Annotated in this window: 17 protein-coding genes and 1 pseudogene; 6 read left to right on the top strand and 12 right to left on the bottom strand. The window is 67.2% G+C overall.

The features are described 5' to 3' along the window. Nucleotides 1–6 precede the first annotated feature (6 nt). The 3 genes from prpB to ACN9M2_RS14440 all read right to left on the bottom strand — a co-directional run bounded on the left by prpB (nt 7) and on the right by ACN9M2_RS14440 (nt 4874). Nucleotides 7–894 (bottom strand): methylisocitrate lyase, encoded by an 888-nt coding sequence (prpB, locus tag ACN9M2_RS14430; protein ID WP_426285378.1) that lies wholly within the window; start codon nt 892–894, stop codon nt 7–9. Between the two features lie 249 nt (nt 895–1143). Beyond that, entirely contained in the window at nt 1144–3048 is a 1905-nt protein-coding gene (gene prpE, locus ACN9M2_RS14435) for a propionate--CoA ligase (RefSeq protein WP_426285379.1), read from the bottom strand. A 230-nt stretch (nt 3049–3278) separates the two neighbouring features. Beyond that, nucleotides 3279–4874, bottom strand: a complete 1596-nt coding sequence (locus tag ACN9M2_RS14440; protein WP_426285380.1) for an alpha/beta hydrolase — start codon at nt 4872–4874, stop codon at nt 3279–3281. Nucleotides 4875–4952: 78 nt separating this feature from the next. Between ACN9M2_RS14440 and ACN9M2_RS14445 the strand changes: the two genes are divergently transcribed. Genes ACN9M2_RS14445 through ACN9M2_RS14455 form a run of 3 tightly spaced genes read left to right on the top strand, consistent with a single transcriptional unit; the run spans nt 4953 to nt 7562 of the window. Continuing rightward, on the top strand, nt 4953–5732 hold the full coding sequence (locus tag ACN9M2_RS14445) for a phosphatase PAP2 family protein (protein WP_426285381.1): 780 nt from the start codon (nt 4953–4955) through the stop codon (nt 5730–5732). A 40-nt stretch (nt 5733–5772) separates the two neighbouring features. Continuing rightward, the gene (locus ACN9M2_RS14450; RefSeq protein ID WP_426285382.1) at nt 5773–6720 is read left to right on the top strand and encodes a diacylglycerol/lipid kinase family protein; all 948 of its coding nucleotides are present in this window, start codon (nt 5773–5775) and stop codon (nt 6718–6720) included. Continuing rightward, nucleotides 6717–7562 (top strand): metallophosphoesterase family protein, encoded by an 846-nt coding sequence (locus ACN9M2_RS14455; protein ID WP_426285383.1) that lies wholly within the window; start codon nt 6717–6719, stop codon nt 7560–7562. Before ACN9M2_RS14450 ends, ACN9M2_RS14455 begins: the two co-directional genes overlap by 4 nt. Before the next feature lie 120 nt (nt 7563–7682). Here the strand turns inward: ACN9M2_RS14455 and ACN9M2_RS14460 are convergent, their stop codons facing one another. Further along, entirely contained in the window at nt 7683–9242 is a 1560-nt protein-coding gene (locus ACN9M2_RS14460) for an oligopeptide:H+ symporter (protein ID WP_426285384.1), read from the bottom strand. Between the two features lie 74 nt (nt 9243–9316). On the opposite strand from ACN9M2_RS14460, the gene ACN9M2_RS14465 reads away from it, so the two are divergent. Continuing rightward, nucleotides 9317–10369, top strand: coding sequence for an oxidoreductase (locus ACN9M2_RS14465; protein ID WP_426285385.1), 1053 nt, complete (start codon nt 9317–9319; stop codon nt 10367–10369). 7 nt (nt 10370–10376) lie between these two features. Here ACN9M2_RS14465 and ACN9M2_RS14470 read toward each other — a convergent pair whose 3' ends face one another. The 3 genes and pseudogenes from ACN9M2_RS14470 to ACN9M2_RS14480 all read right to left on the bottom strand — a co-directional run bounded on the left by ACN9M2_RS14470 (nt 10377) and on the right by ACN9M2_RS14480 (nt 12810). Then, nucleotides 10377–11252, bottom strand: a complete 876-nt coding sequence (locus tag ACN9M2_RS14470; RefSeq protein WP_426285386.1) for a sulfurtransferase — start codon at nt 11250–11252, stop codon at nt 10377–10379. Next, nucleotides 11246–12036: pseudogene (locus ACN9M2_RS14475) on the bottom strand (CoA pyrophosphatase). The gene ACN9M2_RS14470 and the pseudogene ACN9M2_RS14475 overlap by 7 nt, the downstream one beginning before the upstream one ends. 54 nt (nt 12037–12090) lie before the next feature. Then, entirely contained in the window at nt 12091–12810 is a 720-nt protein-coding gene (locus ACN9M2_RS14480; RefSeq protein ID WP_426285387.1) for an FKBP-type peptidyl-prolyl cis-trans isomerase, read from the bottom strand. Nucleotides 12811–12961: 151 nt separating this feature from the next. On the opposite strand from ACN9M2_RS14480, the gene ACN9M2_RS14485 reads away from it, so the two are divergent. Further along, nucleotides 12962–13744: an enoyl-CoA hydratase/isomerase family protein gene (locus tag ACN9M2_RS14485; protein WP_426285388.1), complete on the top strand. Its 783-nt coding sequence runs from the start codon at nt 12962–12964 to the stop codon at nt 13742–13744. Between the two features lie 9 nt (nt 13745–13753). On the opposite strand, the gene ACN9M2_RS14490 is transcribed toward ACN9M2_RS14485, so the two are convergent. The 5 genes from ACN9M2_RS14490 to ACN9M2_RS14510 form a co-directional block, all read right to left on the bottom strand. After that, nucleotides 13754–14590 (bottom strand): DUF1684 domain-containing protein, encoded by an 837-nt coding sequence (locus ACN9M2_RS14490; protein WP_426285389.1) that lies wholly within the window; start codon nt 14588–14590, stop codon nt 13754–13756. Nucleotides 14591–14637: 47 nt separating this feature from the next. Beyond that, the gene (gene mutL / locus ACN9M2_RS14495; protein ID WP_426285390.1) at nt 14638–16476 is read right to left on the bottom strand and encodes a DNA mismatch repair endonuclease MutL; all 1839 of its coding nucleotides are present in this window, start codon (nt 16474–16476) and stop codon (nt 14638–14640) included. Between the two features lie 60 nt (nt 16477–16536). Next, nucleotides 16537–18162 carry an N-acetylmuramoyl-L-alanine amidase gene (locus ACN9M2_RS14500; RefSeq protein ID WP_426285391.1) on the bottom strand — a complete coding sequence of 542 codons (1626 nt, stop codon included), beginning with the start codon at nt 18160–18162 and terminating at the stop codon, nt 16537–16539. A 185-nt stretch (nt 18163–18347) separates the two neighbouring features. Beyond that, the gene (tsaE, locus tag ACN9M2_RS14505) at nt 18348–18809 is read right to left on the bottom strand and encodes a tRNA (adenosine(37)-N6)-threonylcarbamoyltransferase complex ATPase subunit type 1 TsaE (protein WP_426285392.1); all 462 of its coding nucleotides are present in this window, start codon (nt 18807–18809) and stop codon (nt 18348–18350) included. Further along, nucleotides 18806–20278, bottom strand: a complete 1473-nt coding sequence (locus ACN9M2_RS14510; protein WP_426287932.1) for an NAD(P)H-hydrate dehydratase — start codon at nt 20276–20278, stop codon at nt 18806–18808. Before ACN9M2_RS14510 ends, tsaE begins: the two co-directional genes overlap by 4 nt. Nucleotides 20279–20312: 34 nt before the next feature. On the opposite strand from ACN9M2_RS14510, the gene queG reads away from it, so the two are divergent. After that, nucleotides 20313–21377 carry a tRNA epoxyqueuosine(34) reductase QueG gene (gene queG / locus ACN9M2_RS14515; RefSeq protein ID WP_426285393.1) on the top strand — a complete coding sequence of 355 codons (1065 nt, stop codon included), beginning with the start codon at nt 20313–20315 and terminating at the stop codon, nt 21375–21377.

Consider the following 21377-nt stretch of genomic DNA (forward strand, 5'->3'; position numbering starts at 1 on the left):
AACTCCTTAACCCTTCTTGGAGAACAGTTCGTCGAGGTGACGTTCGTAAGCGTAGTAACCGATGCGGTCGTAGAGCTCTTCGCGCGTCTGCATCGTGTCGATGACATTGCGCTGGTGACCGTCGCGGCGGATGGCGTTGTAGACGTTCTCGGCGGCCTTGTTCATGGCGCGGAACGCGGATAGCGGATAGAGCACGATGCCCACGCCGACGCTGCCCAGCTCCTGGGTGCTGAACAGCGGCGTCTGGCCGAACTCGGTGATGTTGGCGAGGATCGGCACCTTCACCGCCTCGACGAAACGCTTGTACGTCGGCAGGTCGTAGGCGGCCTCGGCGAAGATCGCGTCGGCACCGGCCTCGACGCAGGCGATGGCACGCTCGATGGCGGCGTCCACGCCGAGCACGGCGATGGCGTCAGTGCGGGCGATCAGGAAGAAATCCGGATCGGTCCTGGCGTCGGCCGCGGCCTTGACGCGATCGGCCATTTCCTCGGTGGTGACGATTTCCTTGCCCGGCCGGTGACCGCAGCGCTTGGCGCCGACCTGGTCTTCGATGTGGCAAGCGGCGGCACCGAACTTGACCAGGCTTTTCACCGTGCGGGCGATGTTGAACGCGCTGGGCCCGAAGCCGGTATCGATGTCGACCATCAGGGGCAGGTCGCAAACATCGGTGATGCGGCGGACATCGGTGAGCACGTCGTCGAGCGTGTTGATGCCCAGGTCCGGCAGGCCCAAAGAACCCGCCGCGACACCGCCGCCGGACAGGTAGATGGCACGGAACCCGGCACGCTTGGCCAGCAGCGCATGATTGGCGTTGATCGCACCGATCACCTGCAGCGGCTGTTCGGCCGCGAGCGCGGCGCGGAAACGGGCGCCGGCCGAGGGTTGCTGTGCCATGGAACTCTCCGAAGCAAAGAGAGCCATTTTAGCGCACCGCCGCGGCGAGGCCTTGCTGCGTCGCGGGAGAAGCCACTTCACTGCGGGAACCACTTCGCGGAAGCCGCATCACTGTGGGAGCCCCATCACTGTGGGAGCCGCTTCACTGTGGGAGCCGCTTCAGCGGCGATGGGGGCTTGCCGCAACCTAGCCCGCTGCCGCGCGATCGCCGCTGAAGCGGCTCCCACGGCGGGACGGGTCGATGGCCTCTCAGGCCCGCTTTTGCCCGCAGTGCGGACCACGGGCGATGGCCTGGCGAATTTCCTCCAGGGCGCCCGGATCGTCCAGGGTGGAGAGGTCGCCGGGGTCGGTGTCCTGCATCAGCGCCTGCAGCGCGCGGCGCAGGAGCTTGCCCGAGCGGGTCTTTGGCAGCGCGCCCACCACGTAGACGCAGGCGGGACGCGCCACGCCACCCAGCAATTCCACCACGCGCCGCTCCATGGCCTGCGCCACGTCGCGAGGATCGTCCGTGACGCCTTGCTTCAGCGTGGCGAAAACGGCGGGCACCTGCCCTTTCAGTTCGTCGGCGATACCCACCACCGCCACCTCGGCGACCGCACCGAGGGTCGCCACCGATTCCTCGATTTCTCGCGTGCCCAGGCGATGTCCGGCCACGTTGATCACGTCGTCGGTACGGCCCAGGATGAAGAAATAACCATCGGCATCGCGTACCGCCCAGTCCAGGGAGCTATACAACAGTTCCTTGAAGTGACCGAAGTAACTGCGCCGATAGCGCTCGTCGTCATGCCATATCGTCGTGAGGCAACCCGGTGGCAAGGGCGGCTCGATCACCAGCACGCCTTTTTCGCCTGCCGGCTTTTCCTCGCCAGTGGCCTCGTCGATCACGCGCATGCGATATCCGAACGTCGGAAAGCCGGGCGAACCGGGCTTCACCGGCTTGAGGTCCAGTCCCGGCATCAGGGACAACGCCGGCCAGCCCGTTTCGGTCTGCCAGTAATTGTCCACCACGGTCTTGCCGGTGCCGGTGGTGAGCCAGTCGTAGGTCGGCTGGTCGAGAGGCTCGCCTGCGAGGAAGATCCATTTCAGCGATGAGAGGTCGTATTTCCCCAACCACGCCGCATCCTGCTTCTTCAGCACGCGGATGCCGGTGGGCGAGGAAAACATGGTCCGTGCCTTGTACTTCTCGCAAAGACGCCACCAGATGCCGGGGTCGGGACCGGTGGGAAGCCCTTCGTACACGATGGCGGTGCATCCACCGATGAGTGGGCCGTACACGTTGTACGAATGCCCCACGGCCCAGCCGACGTCCGACGTGCACAAGATGGTCTGGCCCGGCTGCAGGTCGAAGATCGCCGTCATCGAGACCGCGAGCGCCACCGCGTAGCCGCCCACATCGCGCTGCACACCCTTCGGCCGGCCCGTGGTGCCCGAGGTGTAGAGCAGGTAGCTGGGCTCGTTCGATTCCAGCCACTCGACGGGAACCTCCGCATCGAGGTGCTTCTCACGCAGCGGCGCGTGGTCGACGTCGCGGTCCATCACCCATGCCATGCCGGGATCGAGTCCGCGCCGGACGACAAGCACATGCTCCGGTGGCGCCTTCGCCTCGCGCAGCGCCGCGTCCACCAGGGGCTTGTACGGAATGATCTTGCCGCCGCGCATGCCAGCATCGGCGCAGACCAGCAGCTTCGGTTCCGCATCGTCGATGCGCAGAGCGAGGTTGTGCGCGGCGAAGCCGCCGAAGACGACGGAATGGATCGCGCCGATCCGCGCGCAGGCGAGCATGGCGAACACCGCCTCGGCGATGTTGGGCATGTAAATGACGACGCGATCGCCCTTGCCCACGCCGAGTTCGACGAGGATGGCCGCGAAGGCATTCACTTCACGATGCAATTCGCGATAGCTGATCTCGCGGGTGATGCCGGTTTCGGTGGAAACCGCGACGATGGCGAGCTGGTCGCCACGCGCATCGAGGTGTCGATCGACCGCGTTATGGCAGAGGTTGGTGGTTCCACCGACGAACCAGCGGCGGAACGGCGGGTTGGACTGGTCGAGGATGCGCTGCGGCGGCGTCTGCCAATCGATCAACCGCGCCTGCTCGCCCCAGAACGCCTCCGGTTCGTCGACCGAGCGTCGCCAGGATGCCTCGTAGCCCATGGATGTACCTCCGGGATTGGATCGTCCGAGGGTAGGACAGTGGGTGCGGGGGCGCCTCTGGACCTTGGTCGAAGAGCATCGCCGACAAAGTCGGCTCCCACCGAGCATTGCCGACAGGGTCGGCCCTCACCGGAGCATGCATGGCTTTCGGCTCTGGTGGGAAAGCATGCATGGCTTTCGGCGCTGGTGGGAGCCGACTTTGTCGGCGATTCAAGCTCGCGAGGCGCCGCCTACTTTCCCTGCCCCGGCCGCGCCACGCCGTACATTTCCCAGGCGATCTTCTTCAACAACGCCTGCCGGTCGTCGCCCTCCGTGTAGAGGTCGAAATGCGTCTTGCCCGGAAGGAAACGGATATCGCTTTTCGCCTGCAGGCCGTCGAGGGTCTCCTTGAGCAATTTCGCAGCGCCATCGAGGTAGAAGGTATCGGCCGTGCCGACGATGACGTGGATCTTGCCGTCGAGGTCCGGCTTCAACGCCGGCCATTGGGTGCGCAGGCGCTGGGCGATGTCGTAGTGATCGCGCCAATACGCGGCGACACCAGGGTCCACTGCACCGGTGACGCGGTTGAACAGCTGCTGGGGCCGGCCGTCCTTGCCACGTGGCGAGAACACCCATTCGAACGAAGCGAACTGGCCACCGTAGGCTCCCAGCACATCTTCCAGCTTGACGAAGGTTTCAAGGGAAGCGATGACCTTCCCCTTGTCGCGCACCAACGGAATCGGCGTGCCGTCCGGCTTCTTGTAGGCGTTGCCATTCACGGCATAGATGTCGATGCCAGTGAAATCGCGGAAGTCGCTGGCGTCGGGCGAGGTCGACCAGGTGCCGCCGAACTCCTTGGGATACCGCGTCTGCAACCACAGCGTCGCCCAGCCGCCAGACGAGTGTCCGGTGAGGAAGCGTCCGCCGGGCTTGCCGTCCATGCGGTAGCGCCCTTCGAGCCACGGGATGTATTCCGTGGTGAGCGCCTCGCCCCACGGCCCGTTGTTCACCGAGTCGGCGAACTCATGCGTGCCGGTCGGGCCCGATTCGTCGAGCAGCACCCATATCATCGGCGGCATCTCTTTTTTGGACATCGCCAGCCACAGGTAGGCGATCGTCCCCGCGTAACGGTCGAAGCCGCCCGTGAAACCATGGGTGAGGAAGACGGTGGGATAACGCGTCGTGCCCTTGGGATCGTAACCGGGCGGCGTGACGACCCAGGCGCGGACCGACACGGGGTGGCCCGCGAAGGCCGTCAGCAGCGGGCTTTGCAGTATCTCCGCGTGGGCATGCTGGCGTGCTTCCGGCAAGGCATCGCGAACCGCCTGCGGCGCCATCGGCGGCAGGACCCAGGGGTCGCGCGGCGGCACGGTCTTGCTCAACTTCAGGATCGGCAGGCTGCCGCCCGGCGTGAGCTTCACCGGCGTCACGTCGCTGATGAGGTCGCCGGCATGGCGGCCACCGTAGTTGTAGTCGTTATCCACGTCGAGCACGGCCTGGAAGAAGTAATCCCCCGGCGGAAGCGTCGAGAACCCTGCCGGGAAGGCTTCGCCATCGGTGTCCAGGTCGACCGACTGGCCCGGCGCGATCCATGTCACCTCACGGGCCGTCACGGACACGGCCTTGGGTTGGAACGGGTTGGTATCGACGGCCTCGAGCTTGCCGTCCTTGGCCGCCGAGGCGGGCGCGGCGAACAGGATCAGGCGTCCCGAGGTGCCCTTGTCACTGGCGCCGTCGAGCGTGACGCGGACGATGCGGTGCGCCAATGGCGCGTCATCGGCATGGGCGGCGAAGCCCGCCGTGGCGAGCGCCAGGGCGAGGATGGCGCGGGCGGATAGAACTTTCATCGGACGACCCCTTCTCGAGCCGCGGGCGCGCGGCGTGGCAACATCGCCGATCCTGACACGAGACGAGGAGCGAACGGAATGGATACCGAGTGGATCAGCCGCCATGCCCTATCGCTCTGGGCCGCGTTGCTCGTTCTTGCGCTGGGCGGCGCGGACATGGCGTGGCGGCGCGCCGTGCGCCGCCGCGAAGGCCAGGACGCGGCCGCACGCGCCTTCCTGCGGCCCACGACCGTCGTGGCCGTGGTAGTGGCGATGCTGGTGATCGCCACCGCGATCGCGGTCGAGGTGCGTGAGGCCGCCGGCCTGACCGTGTTCGATGCGGAACTCGCGACCGCCCTGCGCGATAACATGCCCCCGGCTGTGCTGCGCGCGGTGGCCCTCGTCACGCACGCCGGCGATCCCACGGTGGTGGGCATCGCCACCCTCGTCGTCTTCCTCGCGCTGCTTTGGCGACGTCATTTCCGCCTCGCGGCCAGCTGGATCACCACGCTGGTGGGAACCGCCGTGATCAACAGCGCGCTCAAGGCGTGGTTCCAGCGCGAACGGCCGCTACACGACCACGGCTTCATCGTCGAACACAGCTATAGCTTCCCGAGCGGCCATGCCTCGGGGTCGATGGTGTTCTACGGCATGCTCGCCTACGTGGCGCTCGTGCTCTGCCCGCCACGCTGGCATCGGACCATCGTGGTGGCCGCGGTGAGCATGATCACCATCGTCGGGATCAGCCGCATCCTCCTGCAGGTGCATTACTTTAGCGACGTGATGGCGGGATACGCGACCGGTCTGGCGTGGGTGACGCTGTGCGCCGGCAGCGCGGAGTATTTCCGGCTGCGCGAGGGGCGCAAGAGCCTGGCGTGATTTCATGCGGTCGTGACGGCGCGAATGGTTGTTTTGGCGCATGAACCCTTGCCCTTACTTCGCCATCGTCATGAACGCCGGATCGGGCAAGCAGGACGCCGAGGCCGCGCGCGCCGAGATCGCTTCGATCCTGGACGCCGCCAGGCGCCCGCATCGCTTCTTCCTCATCGACGGGACCCGCCACATCGAGGACATCGTCCGCGATGCCGCCGCACACGCGAAGCGGGAAGGCGGCGCCATCGTGGCCGCTGGCGGCGACGGGACGATCAACTGCGTGGCGGGAACGGCATGGGCCGAATCGCTGCCCATGGGTGTCCTGCCACAGGGCACGTTCAATTTCGTCGGCCGTACGCACGGTATTCCCACGGACACCCGCGGCGCCACGGAAGCGCTGCTCAGGGCGACGCCCGCCGACACGCAGATCGGCATGGTCAACGATCGGGTATTCCTGGTGAACGCCAGCCTCGGCCTCTATCCGCAGGTGCTGGAAGACCGGGAGACGTGGAAGCATCGCTTCGGCAGGCATCGCGTCGTGGCGCTGTGGTCGGGACTGGCGACGATGATGCGCGGCTACCGCCCTCTGCGCATCGAGGTCAGTGACGGCGAGCGTACGCGCCAGCTGCGCACACCCACGCTATTCGTCGGCAATAACGCGCTGCAACTCGAAAAGATCGGCCTGCGCGAAGCGGCCGACGTAATGCGCAACGATGGCACGCTAGCCGGCCTCGTATTGAAACCGATCGGCAAGCTCACCATGCTCGGCCTGATCCTGCGTGGCGCGCTAGGCAGGCTCGGCGAAGCGGAGAACGCCGTGAGTTTCGGCTTCCGCGAAATCACCGTGACGCCGAAACACCATCGTCATGCGATCAAGGTCGCCGTGGACGGAGAGATCGTCAGGCTCATGCCGCCGCTGGTCTTCCGCGCCGCGCCACGACCACTGTCCCTGCTCACCGACCGCACGCGCAGGCCGGGCGAGGACCCGGGATGAGCGTGATCGTCCAGATATCCGATCCGCACTTCGGCACGGAGCGGCCCGAGGCGGTAGCGGCGCTCCACGAGGCCATCGTCGCGTTGCGGCCGGACCTGGTGATCCTCTCGGGCGACGTGACCCAACGCGCGCGCCGCGCACAGTTTGCGGCGGCGAAACGTTTCGTCGATGGCTACGACCGTCCGACGCTGACGATTCCCGGCAACCACGACGTGCCCTTGTTCAATCTCTTCGCGCGCATCGTCGACCCTTTCGGAGCATTTCGCCGGGCCTTCGGCGATAACCTCGAACCGGCGTTCGAGAACGGCGATGTGCTGGCCATCGGCGTGAACACCGTTCGTCCATCGCGGCACAAGAACGGCGTGGTGTCCGGCGAGCAGATCGATCGCGTGTGCCGGCGGTTGGCGCAGGCCCGCGAGGATCAGCTGCGTATCGTTGTGACGCACCAGCCCGTGCACGTGATCCGCGAAAAGGACATCGCCAACCTGCTCATCAACCACGAACGGGCGATCGTCGCCTGGGCCGCCGCGGGTGCCGACCTCATCCTGGGCGGCCATATCCACCTGCCCTACGTGCGTTCGCTCGATACGCAGGCCCGCCATCTGTCCAGCGAGTTGTGGTCGGTGCAGGCGGGCACGGCGGTATCACGGCGCATCCGTGAGGGGATCAGCAATTCGTTCCATGTGATACGCCACGACGCGTCGCGGGATCGCGGTGCTTGCGTGGTGGAGCAGTGGGATTATGACGAAGGTGAGCGGCGGTTCATCGCGGGATTGACGACGCCGATCCGGCTGGAGCGATTTGGCCGGCACTCATCGCCGACAAGGTCGGCTCCCACCTGACCTTCGACCGATCGACGGGGATTCACCACCCAATCGCCAATGCACCCGGTTTCCTCTACCCGGCCCGGTTCCCCCTACCTGGTGGGAGCCGACCCTGTCGGCGACGCTCTGCAGGCGACGTCACGCGGAGCGGTAGTAATCCATCTCGCGGTAGCGCCGCGCATACAGGCCGAACGCCAGCGCGGCCACGGCGGCGAACGCGGCGAAGAAGAACATCTGGAACGCAGTGGTGCCGATGCCGGTACCCGCGATGCCGGCAAGGACCGTCTCGTTACGCACACCCGCGTTCGCCAGCAGCACCCAGAGGTTGCCCACCGTGACACTGAGCGTCCAGAAACTCATCAGCGTGCCCTTCATCGAGGGCGGCGCCTGGCTGTACGCGAACTCCAGCCCGGTCGCGGAGACGAGCACTTCGCCCATCGTGAGGAACACGTAGGGAAGGATCTGCCAGGCGACGAAGACCGGATCGCCACCGTCGATCGCGAGCTGAATCGCGCCGACGAACACCCATGCGACGGCGGAGAGCGCGATGCCGGTCGTCATGCGGCGCAAGGCGGTCGGTTCGATGCCGGCGCGCCTCAGCAAGGGGAACACGACGAGGTTGTTGAACGGGATCAGCAGCAAGACCAGGGCGGGATTGATCGCCTGCATCTGCGCGGGATGCAGCCATTCCGGCATGGTCATCGCGTTCGCCTGGAGCACCCAGGTGGAAGCCTTCTGGTCGAACAACGACCAGAACGGCGTGACCAGCGCGAACACCAGGAGCACGCGCAACACCGCGCCGACACCGTCGATCGCTTCGTCCGGATGCGCGCCACGCGCACGCTCCAGCTGCATGCGCGTGCCGATGCCGACGCCACCGAGCAGGCAGACGAAGGCGAGGCACAGGGCGGCGACGACGCCCAGCGCCGGCACGAACGCCAGGGATGCGAGAGCGAGACAGGCGGCAATCACCGCCACCGCCAGCCCCGGCCTTCCCTGCCCTGGCGTACGCGCCAGCAAGGCGGTGCGAACGACCTTGGTGAATCCGTGGGGATCGTTGCCGGTCGGTGGCAGCATCACGTAGTGCCGGCGGCCACGCCAGAACACCAGTGTGGCGACGAACATCAAGGCACCGGGGATACCGAACGCCACCGCGGCGCCGTACCGGTGCAGGAAGAAAGGCATCAGCAGCGAAGCCAGGAAGGAACCGACGTTGATCATCCAGTAGAAGGCATCGAACACCACCTTGGCCAGGTGTCGATTGCTCTCGTCGAACTGGTCGCCGACGAAGGCCGCCACGCACGGCTTGATTCCTCCCGCACCCAGGGCGATCAGGGCCAGCCCCGTGTAGAAGCCAGCGACGCTGTGCTCGAACAGCGCCAGGCACACGTGGCCCACGCAGTACACGAGGCTGAGCCACAACACGGTGCGATACTTGCCGAACCAGCGGTCGGCCAGCCAGCCGCCGAGCAGCGGAAAGAAGTACACGCCGATCACGAAGGTGTGGAACACGTCCTTCGCCGCACCCGGCCGCTCCGCCTCCGGCAGGTACATGAGCAGCGAGGTGACGAGGAATGGGGTGAGGATGTTGCGCATCCCGTAGAAACTGAAGCGCTCGCAGCCTTCGTTGCCGACGATGTACGGGATCTGCCGGGGCAGGCGCGCGCGCTGGACGGCGTCGATGTCTAACGTGGTCATGGCATGGCCCGAAAGCGGTAAAAACGGTGGAATCCTAAACGAAACGATCAGGCCACTCGCGCTAACCTTGCCCCATGACCCCTACCCGAACCCTCACCCAACCGATCCCCACCGGCCTCATCGGCTATGGCACGGCGGGCGCCTTCTTCCACGCCCCCTTGATCGCGGCCGCCGCGGGCCTGCGCCTGGCAGCCATCGGCAGCCGGCGTTGCGACGACATCCTGCGCGACTTTCCCGAGGCCAAGGCATACGAAAACCCTCAAGACCTGCTCGCCGACCCGACGATCGAGCTGGTGGTGATCGCCACGCCCAACGAGAGCCACGCGTCGCTCGCTCGCGCCGCGCTGGAGGCGGGCAAGCACGTGGTCGTCGATAAGCCGTTCACCTTGAACGCCGCCGAGGCCGAAGCGCTGATCGCCTTGGCTTCGGAACGCGATCGCAAGCTCTCGGTATTCCAGAACCGGCGCTGGGACAACGATTTCCTCACCGTGCGCCGCCTCGTCGAGGACGGCCGGCTGGGCGAGGTCGCCTACTACGAAGCGCACTTCGACCGGTTCCGGCCGGAGATCAAGCAAGGGTGGCGCGAAACGGAGGCGCCGGGTTCCGGCCTGCTCTACGACCTGGGCGCGCACCTTATCGACCAGGCCCTGGTGCTGTTCGGTTGGCCGCTGGCGGTCACGGCGGACGTGACCCGGCAACGAGCCGCCGCGCGGGCCGACGATTACTTCCACCTCGTGCTCGATTACGGCCGCCGCCGCGCGGTGCTGCACGCCTCGGTGCTCGTGCGCGACCCCGGCCCGCGCTATCTCGTGCACGGCGACGGCGGCAGCTTCGTCAAGTACGGCGTCGACGGACAGGAGGCGGCGCTGCGCGAGGGGCGGCGTCCGGGCGGCGAAGGCTGGGGCGAAGACGATGCTGCCCTGTTCGGCCGATTCACCGACGCCGACGGCAGCGCGACCACGATCGAGACCCTGCCCGGCCGCTACACCGCCTTCTACGACGGCGTGGCCGCGGCGATCCACGACGGCACGGCGCTGCCGGTGGAGGCGCGCGAGGCGCGCGACGTGATCCGACTGATCGAAGCGGCGCAGGTGAGTGCGCGGGAGCGACGCACGGTTCCGCTCTGAGGGGCGTTCAGCCCTCGCCCGTCGCCACCGCGCGCGAGGGATCGCTCACCCAGCCGCTCCACGACGGCGCGTACAAGCGCGAGCCGCACAGGCCCGCGTACTCCATCGCCAGCAGGTTATGGCAGGCCGTGACCCCGGACCCACACATGTGCACGACGTCCTCCGCCGGGTGGGGAGCGATCGTTGCCTTGAATGCCCGCGCCAGTTCCTCCGGGGAACGGAACCGGCCTTCCGCGTCCAGGTTCTCGGAGAAGGGACGGTTGCGCGCACCGGGCACGTGACCCGCCACCGGGTCCAGCGGCTCCACCTCGCCCCGGTAACGCGGCACCGCACGTGCATCGAGCAGCAGCAGGCGGCCGCTGGCGACGCCTTGGGCCAGCTCGTCCGCGTTCACGGTTCCGGCCTGGTCGAAGACGGCGTGCACCGTCGTCGGCTCGCGCAGCGGCAGCACGTTGTCCGTGGGCAGCCCCTCCGCCAGCCACGCCGGCCAGCCGCCATCCAGCACCGCCACGTTGTCGAAGCCGGCCAACCGGGCCAACCACCAGAAGCGCGCGGCGGCGAGCGATCCGCCGGCGGCGTCGTAGACCACCACCTGCACGTCGGGCCGCCACCCGGCACGGGAAAGCCACGCCGAGAAGGATGCGGCCGATGGCAGCGGATGGCGGCCGCGCCCCTGTGAAGGCGTCGCCATGTCGGCGAGGTCGCGATCCAGGTCGGCACGCACCGCTCCCGGCACATGCGACAACGCATAGTCCTGGTCGCCCTTGCCCGGATCGCGTCCGCCCGGCTGGTTGAGGTCGAAGCGCGCGTCGACGAAGAGTACGTCGTGCGCTGGCAGGCGGGCGGCCGTGGCCGCGTCGATCAGCGTGCGCGAGATCAGCATGGATGACCCATCCGTTTCAGCAGGTTGAGCAGGATGGCCGCCGTCACGCCCCAGATGCGATACCCCGCATGGAGGAACTCGACCATGTCGCGGCGGTGACCACGGAATTCCATCGTATAGCGGCGCAGGTTCGCCGGTTCGAGGAAGAACGCGAACGGTACTTCGAACACTTCGGCCACTTCGCCCGGGTCCGGCTTGAGTTCCGCGTTGGCGGCGACGCGCGCGACCACGGGCGTGACCGAGTAGCCACTGATGGTCTCGAACGATTCGAGGAAACCCAGCGGTGTGACCATGGCCGCGTCGAGGCCGATTTCCTCCCGGCTCTCGCGCAGCGCGGCAGCTACCACGTCGGCATCGTCGGGTTCCACACGGCCGCCGGGAAAAGCCACCTGTCCCGCATGCTGTTGCAAGGTATCGGTGCGTACGGTGAGCAGCACATTCTGCTCGCGATCGTCGCGGATGCCGATCAGCACGGCGGCCGGACGTCTCGGCGCATCGCCGATCAATTCGGCCATGTCATCGTGGTTCCACCCGCGCGGGCCGGGAGGCGCCTCCAGGGGAAGCAGCGCGCCGCGAAGCCTCGCCAGCAAGTCGTCCATCAGCCACCCTGCCGGCGAGGCAGGATCTCATCCATGATCCACAGCTTCTGCTCATCGTTCAGGGTCGACCAGCGTGCGATCTCGTCGCCCGTGCGCAGACAACCCATGCACAGGCCGCGCGCGTCGAGCCGACAGACGCCCGTACAGGGCGTCAAGGGAAGCGTGGAGGAGGTAGCGATGGCCATACCGTTGGCCATTCTAGCGCGAGCGGAGGTGGCGCGGCGGCGCCGGCCTCGGGCCTACTGGCGGATGTCGACCAGTTCGATCTCGAACACCAGGGCTTCGTTGGGGCCGATGCGCGGCAGTTCACCGCGTTCGCCATACGCCAGCGCCGGCGGGATCACGACCTTCCACTTATCACCCACCCGCATGCGCGGGATCACGTCCTGCCAACCGGGGATGACGCGGTTCACCGTGAACGTCACCGGCTTGCCGTGCGCGTAGGAACTGTCGAATTCCGTGCCGTCGATCAGGGCGCCGCGGTAGTTGACCACCACCGTACTGGTGACCTGGGCCTGCGGACCGCGCCCCTTGGCGAGCACGGCGTACTGGATGCCGGATGGCAAGGTGACCACGCCGGCGCGCGTGCGATTGCGGGCAAGGAAATCGGCGCTGCGTTTCGCGTTGGCCAGGGCCACGCGGCGAAATTCCACCGCCGAATCGCGCTGCACCTTGGCGTCGAAATTCACCAGTTGCTGCTGCATCACGTCGATCGGCACGCCCGGCGGTCGCTTCGCGTAGCCGTCCTGCAAGGCTTTCACAAGGACGGCGATATCGACGTCGGGCTGCGCGCTGTTCGCGAACTGGGTGCCGATCTGGTAGCCGATGGCATACGACAGTTTGGTCTTGTCTATCGCCGGGGCACCCGAGACGGGTGCCGTGGGCGCCGACTGCGCGTACGCCGCTCCGGCGGACAATGACAGCGCGACGAACATGACCAGGAAACGCAAGGGTGACATCCCGTTCTCCGTGAACCCGGAACCGTGGGCGTGCGTGGAGGATAGTCCATCGGCATCCGGCTCGCCCGTTCGCCATGAGACGCCAAGCAGGGGGCAAAGGTTCCCCTGCCTGCTACCATCCGCCTCCTTGTCCCGCCGCCAGGAACCCGACATGGCCTTCCGCACGCTCACCACAGCCGACCGCGGCGCCGTCCGCACGATCATCGTCAATCGCCCCGACAAGCTCAACGCGTTGAACCGCGAGACCATCGGCGAACTGACCCTGGCCTTCCGCCAGGCGGCCCAGGACGACACCGTGCGCGTGGTGGTGTTGTCGGGTGCGGGGGAAAAGGCCTTCGTGGCCGGAGCGGACATCTCGGAAATGACGGCATGGTCGCCGGTGAAGGCGCAAGCCGCATCCCGTGCCGGGCAGGAACTGATGCTCACGATCGAACGGTTGGGCAAACCGGTGATCGCCCGAATCCAGGGCTATGCGCTGGGTGGCGGCATGGAGCTGGCCATGGCTTGCCATCTGCGCGTGGCCAGCGAGAAGGCCCGTTTCGGCCAGCCCGAGATCGGCCTCGGCCTGATCCCCGGATTCGGCGGCACGCAGCGGCTGACCCGCCTCGCAGGGCGAGGCGCGGCGTTGGAACTGTGCCTGCTCGGCCAGCAGGTGGACGCGGCGCGAGCCGAGCGGCTGGGCATCGTCACCCGTGTCGTCACCGCCGAGGAACTGGACGCGACCGTGGATGCCATGGCCGACCAGTTGGCCGTCGCGGCGCCGCTGGCGCTGAAAGGCATCCTCGACGCCGTGATCGAAGGCGGCGAATGCGCCATCGACCAGGGGCTGGCGTTTGAAACACAGGGCTTTGCCATCGCCTTCTCCACCGAGGACATGCGCGAGGGCACCTCGGCCTTCCTCGATCGGCGCAAGGCCTCGTTCAAGGGCGTCTAGCCACCGGCCTCAGTGCGATGCGCCGCGGTAGTTCAGTTCCCCGGCCGTCACGCGCACGTCGAGACGATTCTCCGGCGGAGCCAGCTGACAGGTGGCATACGGCGTGAACACGCAAGGCGGATTGCGCGCCTCGTTGAAATCGATCGCCAGCTTGCCGCCCTTTGCCAGCGGGGTGTCGAGGAAGCGCGCCGCGCCATACGTCTCCTTGCCGCTGGTGAGATCGGCGAAGACGAAGAACAGCGCGTCCGGCGTTTCCTGGACCGGATACAACTCGAACGTCCTGCCCTCGCGCACGAACACGGCCTTGCCCGGAACCTTCTCCTTCTCGATCGTGCCCAGCACCGTGCCCATCTCCAGTTCCATCGGCGGATCGAACGGCACCCAGTCGGCGACGACCCGCCAGGTCGGATCGACCGGGAAGTAGTCCAGTCCCTGGAAGCCCGTGCGCGTTTCCGCGTTCTCGTCCTTCACGCGCAAGGCCTTCCGGCCGTCACGCGCGATCACGAAGAAATGCGCGGAACCAAAACGCACCTCGGTGGCGGCCTGGTCCGGCGACGCATCGTCCACCAGGACCGCGCGCTCCACTTCCCCGCCGTCGACGAGGACGCCGCTGCCCTTGGCCGGCTCGAACACGGTGGCGCCCTGCTCGTCGAGCGTGACGACGCCCAGCCGCTCCGGGCCCACCTTCAGCACGATGTCGTTGTCCGGCCCGCTGCCGATGCGGTTCGGCCCGGGTTGCAGCCATTCGAGCCCGACAAGGCTGAGCCATCCGCCTGGCGCCGTGAGCAAGGCCAGGCGTTCGGCGCGCGCTCGTTCGACGGATGCGGTTTCGGAAGGGGAAAGCATGGAAGAACCTCGGCGTATGGACGGCTAGCCGTCCGAGTGTTTGAAAACTATCGACCGCGCAGGAAGAGCCGGTCCAGCTCGCCCAGCGACAACTGCACCCAGGTCGGACGACCGTGGTTGCACTGGCCGGAGCGCTCGGTGGCTTCCATCTCACGCAGCAGCGCGTTCATTTCGGGAATGCCGAGACGGCGTCCCGCGCGCACGGAACCGTGGCAGGCCATGGTGGAAAGCAGCTCGTTCTCCAACTCTTCGAGGCGTCGTGAACTGCCGTGCTGGGCAAGCTCGGCCAGCACGTCACGGGTGAGCTGGCTGACGTCGGCCCCTTCCAGCAACGATGGAATGCGGCGCACCACCACGCCGGTCGGGCCACTGCGCGACAACTCCAGGCCCCACTCGCCGAGCGCATCGGCGTGCTCTTCGGCCGCCGCCGCTTCCTTCGCGCTGACCGCGATCGACAGCGGCACGAGCAACATCTGCGAACGCAGGTTGGCGGTGACTCGCCCGTTCTTGAGCTTTTCGTAGGTGATGCGTTCGTGCGCGGCATGCATGTCGACCAGCACGAGGCCGTGCTCGTTCTCGGCCAGTACGTAGATGTTCTTCAACTGCGCGATGGCGTAACCCAGCGGAGGGACATCCCCACCCTGCTCGGCCTCGTTGCCGGACGGCGGCGTCCATGAGGTCGAGGGTCGTGGCGGCGCGATCGATCCGAACAGCGTGGCGTAGTCGGCCAGCGGTTCCTCCCGCACGCCGAGGCTCAACCGTGACTGGCTCGATGCCTGCGGCCACGCCGGCATCGACGGCGACGACGACAACCGGTTTTCGTAGGCCGTGCCGCCGGCCGCCGCCATCAGCGGGACGGATGGCTCGGCCATCGGCGCGGACGCGCCGGCGCGGGTCTGTGCCAGAGCCTCGTGCAAGGTACGGAAGAGGAAATCGTGGATCAATCGCTGCTCGCGAAAGCGAACCTCGTTCTTGGCGGGATGCACGTTGACATCGACGCCCGCGGGATCGAGTTCCAGGAACAGCACGAACACCGGATGGCGCCCATGGAACAGTACGTCCGCATAAGCCTGGCGCACCGCATGCGCGACCACGCGATCGCGCACGAGGCGGCCGTTCACGTAGAAATACTGCTGGTCGGCCTGCGAGCGGGAGGCGGTCGGCAGGCCGACCCAACCGGACAGGCGCATGCCTGCGGCTTCGTGTTCCACGCGCAGCGCCTGTCCCGGGAATTCCGGGCCGAGTACTTCGGCCACGCGGGCCAGTGCGGCGTTTTCGTCGCGCGCGGGCTTGAGCAGGCGTACCGGCTTGCCGTTATGGCTGAGGCGGATGTCCACGCCTTCGCGCGCCAGCGCCAACGATTTCAGGAGATCGTCGATGTGCGCGAATTCCGTGCGCTCGGCGCGGAGGAACTTGCGCCGCGCGGGCACGTTGTAGAACAGGTCGCGCACCTCGATCGTCGTGCCGGGCGGATGCTGGGCGGGACGCGCCTCCTGCAGGCGGCCACCGTCGACGTCGATGCGCCAGGCGGAGTCTTCACCCTGCTGGCGGGAAGTCAGGGAGAAACGCGCCACCGAGGATACCGACGCCAGCGCTTCACCGCGAAAACCCATGCTGGCCACGCGCTCGAGATCGTCGAAGCTACCGATCTTGCTGGTCGCATGCGATGCCACCGCCAGCGCCAGTTCGTCGCGCGGGATGCCGCCGCCATCGTCGCGCACGCGGATGAGCCGGACCCCGCCCTGCTCGATGTCGACCTCGATGCGGCGCGCACCGGCGTCGATGCTGTTTTCGACGAGCTCCTTCACCACCGAGGCGGGACGCTCGATCACTTCACCGGCCGCGATCTGGTTGATCAGTTCAGGCGGAAGGGGACGAATGGGCATGGGACACGACCTGACGGGCATTCAGGTCGAAAGGATAGCCCAAGCGGGCGGAGGGCCGCTTCAGCCCGAAGGAATCACCATCACCGTGCCGATGCGTACGTTGTTGTCCGTCATCTTGTTGGCGAGCTTCAGCGCGCCCACCGATACTCCGTACTGCTGGGCGATGCCGGTCAGGGTCTCACCCCGGTTGACGCGGTGCACGTCACGGACGTTTTCATCGGCACGGGCGGTGGATTTCTTCGCCGGCGCAAGCGTATCGGCGGCCGCGAGCTGCTTGTCGTCCGCCTTGGCGGCCGGTTTCTTCGGCGCTGGCGTGCGCGTCGCCGATTTCACCGCGCTGGATGCGACGGCATCGGCGTCGGAACCCACCGCCGGCGTGGCCGGAGCCGAAACCGCCGTCGAGGCGACCGACGTGCCGTTCCGGCGTGCCGCCTGGGCGGCGAACCAGGTACCCGGCGGTGGCATGGACTCGAAATAGTTGCGTACGCCGCCCAGGACGGCGGTGGCGAGTTCACGGCGGTGGCCGTCGTCGCGCAGGCGCCGTTCCTCGGAAGGATTGGTGATGAAGGCGGTCTCGACCAGGATCGAGGGCACGTCCGGCGATCGCAACACCACGAAGTTGGCCCGTTCCACGTAGCCGCGATGGGTGGGACCAAGGCGGCCCAGCGCTTTCAGGACGTTGCCGGCGATCGATTCGCTGGCCTGCATCGCGTAGCCCTGCTGCAGGTCGAGCAGTACGGCGGCGAGCGTGTCGTCCTTGTCGTCGAGCGACACGCCGCCGACCAGGTCGGCGCGGTTTTCGCGGTCGGCCAGCCAGCGTGCGGCTTCGGACGTCTTGCCGCGGGGGGAGAGCACCCAGACCGATGAGCCCTTGGCGTCGCTGTTCTTGAACGCGTCCGCGTGGATCGAGACGAACATGTCCGCGTTGTGCTCGCGCGCGATCTGGTAGCGCCGCTTCAGCGGAATGAAGTAATCGCCGTTGCGCGTGAGGACCGCCTGCATCCCGGGCTGGCGATTGATCTGGTCGGCGAGTTCGCGCGCCACCTGCAAGGTGACATCCTTCTCGCGCAGGCCGGTCGCGCCACGCGCGCCCGGGTCCTCCCCACCGTGGCCGGCGTCGATGGCGACCACCACCTTGCGCTCGCTGGCGAGCATCGGCGGCTTGCCTGCGGGAACCGTCTTGCCCCGTGAGCCACGCGGCGCGGTCGCGATGGCCGCCTCGGCCGGCGCATCCGCCACCGAAGGGACATCGTCGGTGACCGGGTTGTCGCCGGGATCGCTCTGCCCACCAGGGTAGAGGTCGAGCACGAGTCGGTACCCGTAATCGCCGGCGGGCTTGAGCAGGAAGCTCTTCGGCTTGGCCTTCGGATCGACCGTGGCGACCATGCGTGCACTGCCACCCTGCTTGCCGGCCGTCATCGACTTGAACAGGCCCTGCCCGCCCGGTGCGGCGAAGTCACCCGCCACCGCGCTCCCGGCGACGTCGAGGACGACACTGCCAGGGGTATCGCCCTGGGACATCTTGTAGGTCGCCGGACCGGACAAGTCGAACACCACCCGGGTGTATTCCGGACCGGCCCAGACCCGCGCGGCCTTGATGTCGGCCGCTGTCGAGACGGCAGGGGCCAGCGTCGCGACGGCGGTCACGCACGCAAGAAGGCCAAGTTTGATAGTGATTCCCCTCATACGGCCAGGATTGAACTGCAAGCGCACGCTGAATGCAAGACGTTTTCCCTTGTTAATCCATGACCTGCGAAACCTTCGTCAACGGGCGTACAGGAATGCCTTGCAACCGACGACCGGAGATGCGGGTGGAAACCGCCTTGCGTGTCGATGCAGAACCTGTTGAAACACAAGGCCTTGCGCGCGCGTCAGGCGCCTAGCGATCGCAGGATTCGCTGTCCCGCGGGGGATCGCGCCTCGATAAGGACGGCGCGCCCCTGCCCTTCATGGCGGAAGCTCAATTCGAGGTCGGCGGATGGCAAGGCGCCAGCGCCGCGCTCGGGCCACTCCACCAGCACGATGGCCTCCGGTTCGGCCAGGCTGTCCAGGCCCAGCCATTCGAGTTCCCCAGGATCGGCGATGCGATAGAGGTCGAGGTGGAAGGCCCGGCGCTTGCCGACGTCATAGCCCTCCACCAGGCTGTACGTGGGGCTCTTCACACGTTCGCCAACGCCCAGGGCCCGGAGGAAAGCCCGTGCGAAGGTGGTCTTGCCGGCACCGAGGTCGCCGTGAAGGTAAGCGACCAGGCCGACGGACACCTGCTGTGCGAGGCGACGCCCCAACGCCATGGTGGCCTCCTCGTCGGCGAGGTTCCATTCCAGGATGCTCATGCGTCGAGTCCGTTGACGAGTCGACGGAGCGGATCGAGCAGGTCGCCTGCCAGGAGCCCTCGCTCACCTGCCCGTGCCGCGACATCGGCCGCCCGCGCATGCAGGCCAACGCCAAGGCAAGCCGCCTCGTAAGGCTCGCAGCCTTGTCCCATGAGGCCGGCGACGATGCCGGTGAGGGTGTCGCCCATGCCACCGCTGGCCATGCCCGGATTGCCCCAGGGACACACCGCCACTTCCCCTTCGGCTGAAACGATCAGGCTGCCATTGCCCTTGAGGACGACCACCGCACGGTAACGCTTCGCTATCTCGCGCCCGGCGGCGAAGCGGTCCGCTTGCACGTCCGCTGTCGCGACACCGAGCAGGCGTCCCGCCTCGCCCGGGTGGGGAGTCAGTACGACGCGCACCGGAAGCGGGCGCGGCTCGGCATGCAGCAGGTTGAGGCCATCGGCATCGAGGACCGTGGGCAGACCCGCATCGAGCGCCGTCGTCCACAAGGCATGGCCCCAGGCGGACTGGCCCAGGCCCGGGCCGAGCGCGATCACGGAAGCCTTTTCCAGCATCGGCTGCAAGGCCTGTGGCCCATTGACGCCATGCGCCATCAGTTCGGGGCGTGCCGCGTTCATCGCCGGCACGTTTTCTTCGCGTGTAGCCACGCTGACGAGGCCGGCACCGGTACGCAACGCCGCCTCCGCGGCCATGCGCACGGCGCCGCCCGTGCCATGGTCGCCGCCGATGGCGAGCACGTGGCCGTTCCCACCCTTGTGCGAGTCGCGTGGACGTCGGGGTAACGCGGCCGGTTCGAGCAGGCGCGCGTCCGGCGCCTCGAGGATGCTGCGCGGCAAGCCGAGGTCGAACAGTTCCACCTCGCCAGCCACCTCCGCGCGATAGGTATGCAGGCCGCGCTTGTGCACGATGAAGCTCGCGGTGGCGGCGGCATGGACGGCGACGCCCGGGCATGCGCCGGTATCCGCCGACAGACCGGAGGGTACGTCCAGTGCGAGCACCGGCAGGCCCGATGCATTGATCGCTTCGATAGCGCTGGCCGCCTCGCCGGCGGGAGCGCGGTTCAGGCCCGTGCCATAGATGGCATCCACGATCACGTCGGCGGGCGGGAGCGCGCTCCAGTCGGTGAGTGGATGGACGATGCCACCCAGCGCTTCGAAGGCCTCGCGGGCGCGGGCGGCGTCCCCTGCCCTGGGCGTATCGAGCGCCACGAGATCCACGGACAGGCCGGAGGCCAGCGCGTCCCGGGCGACCAGATAGCCGTCGCCACCATTGTTTCCGGCGCCGCACACCACGCGCAGACGCCGCGCGGCAGGCCAGCGCCGCCGCAGCATGGCGAAGGCGGCAGCCCCCGCGCGCGTCATCAGTTCAAAGCCCGGGATGCCGAGCTGGTCGATCGCGCGTCGGTCGATCATGCGGGACTGCACGGATGTGAAGAGGGCGGTACCGAGATGAGGTGCGGTCATCGGCCGATTATAGGAGCCCCGGTAGAATGGACGCATGCCCGTCTCCTCATCCATCGACTACGCCAGCCTCGCCACCCAGATCAAGCAATGGGCGCGCGAGCTTGGCTTCGCGGACGTGGGCGTCGCGGGTATCGACCTGGCCGACGATGAAGCCTATCTGGAACGCTGGCTTGCCGAGGGCCACCACGGCGAAATGGACTACATGGCACGCCACGGCACGCGGCGCAGCCGTCCCGCGGAACTGGAGCCGGGCACGCTTCGCGTGATCTCCGTGCGCATGGACTATGTGCCTCCGGGCACACCGAATGCCTGGGATGTCATCCACGACCGCGAGCAGGCCTATATCGCGCGCTACGCCCTCGGCCGCGATTACCACAAGGTGATGCGCAACCGCCTGCAGAAACTCGCCGCGAAGATCGAAGAGCGTGTCGGCGACTTTCGCTATCGCGCGTACGTCGATTCCGCACCGGTGCTGGAAAAGGCGATCGCGCGCAATGCGGGGCTTGGCTGGATCGGCAAGCACACGGTATTGATCAACAAGCGCGCGGGTTCTTATTTCTTCCTCGGCGAACTCTATACCGACCTGCCGCTACCGGTGGACGAACCAGCCAGCGCCCACTGCGGCAGTTGCCGGCGCTGCATCGACATCTGCCCGACGCAGGCGATCGTGGGTCCGTATCGCCTGGACGCGCGCAAGTGCATTTCCTACCTGACCATCGAACTCAAGGGCAGCATTCCTGTCGAGTTGCGCGAACCCATGGGCAATCGCGTGTTCGGTTGCGATGATTGCCAGCTGGTCTGCCCGTGGAACAAGTTCGCACAAGAGGCGACCGAGCCCGACTTCGCGCCGCGCCATAGCCTCGACGGCCCCAAGCTGGTCGACCTGTTCGCCTGGAGCGAGCAGGAGTTTCTCTCGCGCACGGAAGGCATGGCGATACGCCGCGCCGGTTACGAAGGCTGGCTGCGCAATATCGCCGTGGGGCTCGGCAATGCCCCCACGAGCGACGAAGTCATTGCCGCGCTCGAAGCGCGCGCCGGTGATCCGTCACCGGTCGTGCGCGAGCATGTGGCGTGGGCGCGGAAGCGGCACGGCTGCTGA

Origin of the sequence: Luteibacter sp. E-22 (assembly GCF_049913125.1) — a bacterium.
Taxonomy (GTDB): Bacteria; Pseudomonadota; Gammaproteobacteria; order Xanthomonadales; family Rhodanobacteraceae; genus Luteibacter.

Bases quoted from the DNA above. Each gene is read 5' to 3' on its own strand.
- prpB (WP_426285378.1), bottom strand. From the start codon at position 894: ATGGCACAGCAACCCTCGGCCGGCGCCCGTTTCCGCGCCGCGCTCGCG.
- prpE (WP_426285379.1), bottom strand. From the start codon at position 3,048: ATGGGCTACGAGGCATCCTGGCGACGCTCGGTCGACGAACCGGAGGCG.
- ACN9M2_RS14440 (WP_426285380.1), bottom strand. From the start codon at position 4,874: ATGAAAGTTCTATCCGCCCGCGCCATCCTCGCCCTGGCGCTCGCCACG.
- ACN9M2_RS14445 (WP_426285381.1), top strand. From the start codon at position 4,953: ATGGATACCGAGTGGATCAGCCGCCATGCCCTATCGCTCTGGGCCGCG.
- ACN9M2_RS14450 (WP_426285382.1), top strand. From the start codon at position 5,773: ATGAACCCTTGCCCTTACTTCGCCATCGTCATGAACGCCGGATCGGGC.
- ACN9M2_RS14455 (WP_426285383.1), top strand. From the start codon at position 6,717: ATGAGCGTGATCGTCCAGATATCCGATCCGCACTTCGGCACGGAGCGG.
- ACN9M2_RS14460 (WP_426285384.1), bottom strand. From the start codon at position 9,242: ATGACCACGTTAGACATCGACGCCGTCCAGCGCGCGCGCCTGCCCCGG.
- ACN9M2_RS14465 (WP_426285385.1), top strand. From the start codon at position 9,317: ATGACCCCTACCCGAACCCTCACCCAACCGATCCCCACCGGCCTCATC.
- ACN9M2_RS14470 (WP_426285386.1), bottom strand. From the start codon at position 11,252: ATGCTGATCTCGCGCACGCTGATCGACGCGGCCACGGCCGCCCGCCTG.
- ACN9M2_RS14480 (WP_426285387.1), bottom strand. From the start codon at position 12,810: ATGTCACCCTTGCGTTTCCTGGTCATGTTCGTCGCGCTGTCATTGTCC.
- ACN9M2_RS14485 (WP_426285388.1), top strand. From the start codon at position 12,962: ATGGCCTTCCGCACGCTCACCACAGCCGACCGCGGCGCCGTCCGCACG.
- ACN9M2_RS14490 (WP_426285389.1), bottom strand. From the start codon at position 14,590: ATGCTTTCCCCTTCCGAAACCGCATCCGTCGAACGAGCGCGCGCCGAA.
- mutL (WP_426285390.1), bottom strand. From the start codon at position 16,476: ATGCCCATTCGTCCCCTTCCGCCTGAACTGATCAACCAGATCGCGGCC.
- ACN9M2_RS14500 (WP_426285391.1), bottom strand. From the start codon at position 18,162: ATGAGGGGAATCACTATCAAACTTGGCCTTCTTGCGTGCGTGACCGCC.
- tsaE (WP_426285392.1), bottom strand. From the start codon at position 18,809: ATGAGCATCCTGGAATGGAACCTCGCCGACGAGGAGGCCACCATGGCG.
- ACN9M2_RS14510 (WP_426287932.1), bottom strand. From the start codon at position 20,278: ATGACCGCACCTCATCTCGGTACCGCCCTCTTCACATCCGTGCAGTCC.
- queG (WP_426285393.1), top strand. From the start codon at position 20,313: ATGCCCGTCTCCTCATCCATCGACTACGCCAGCCTCGCCACCCAGATC.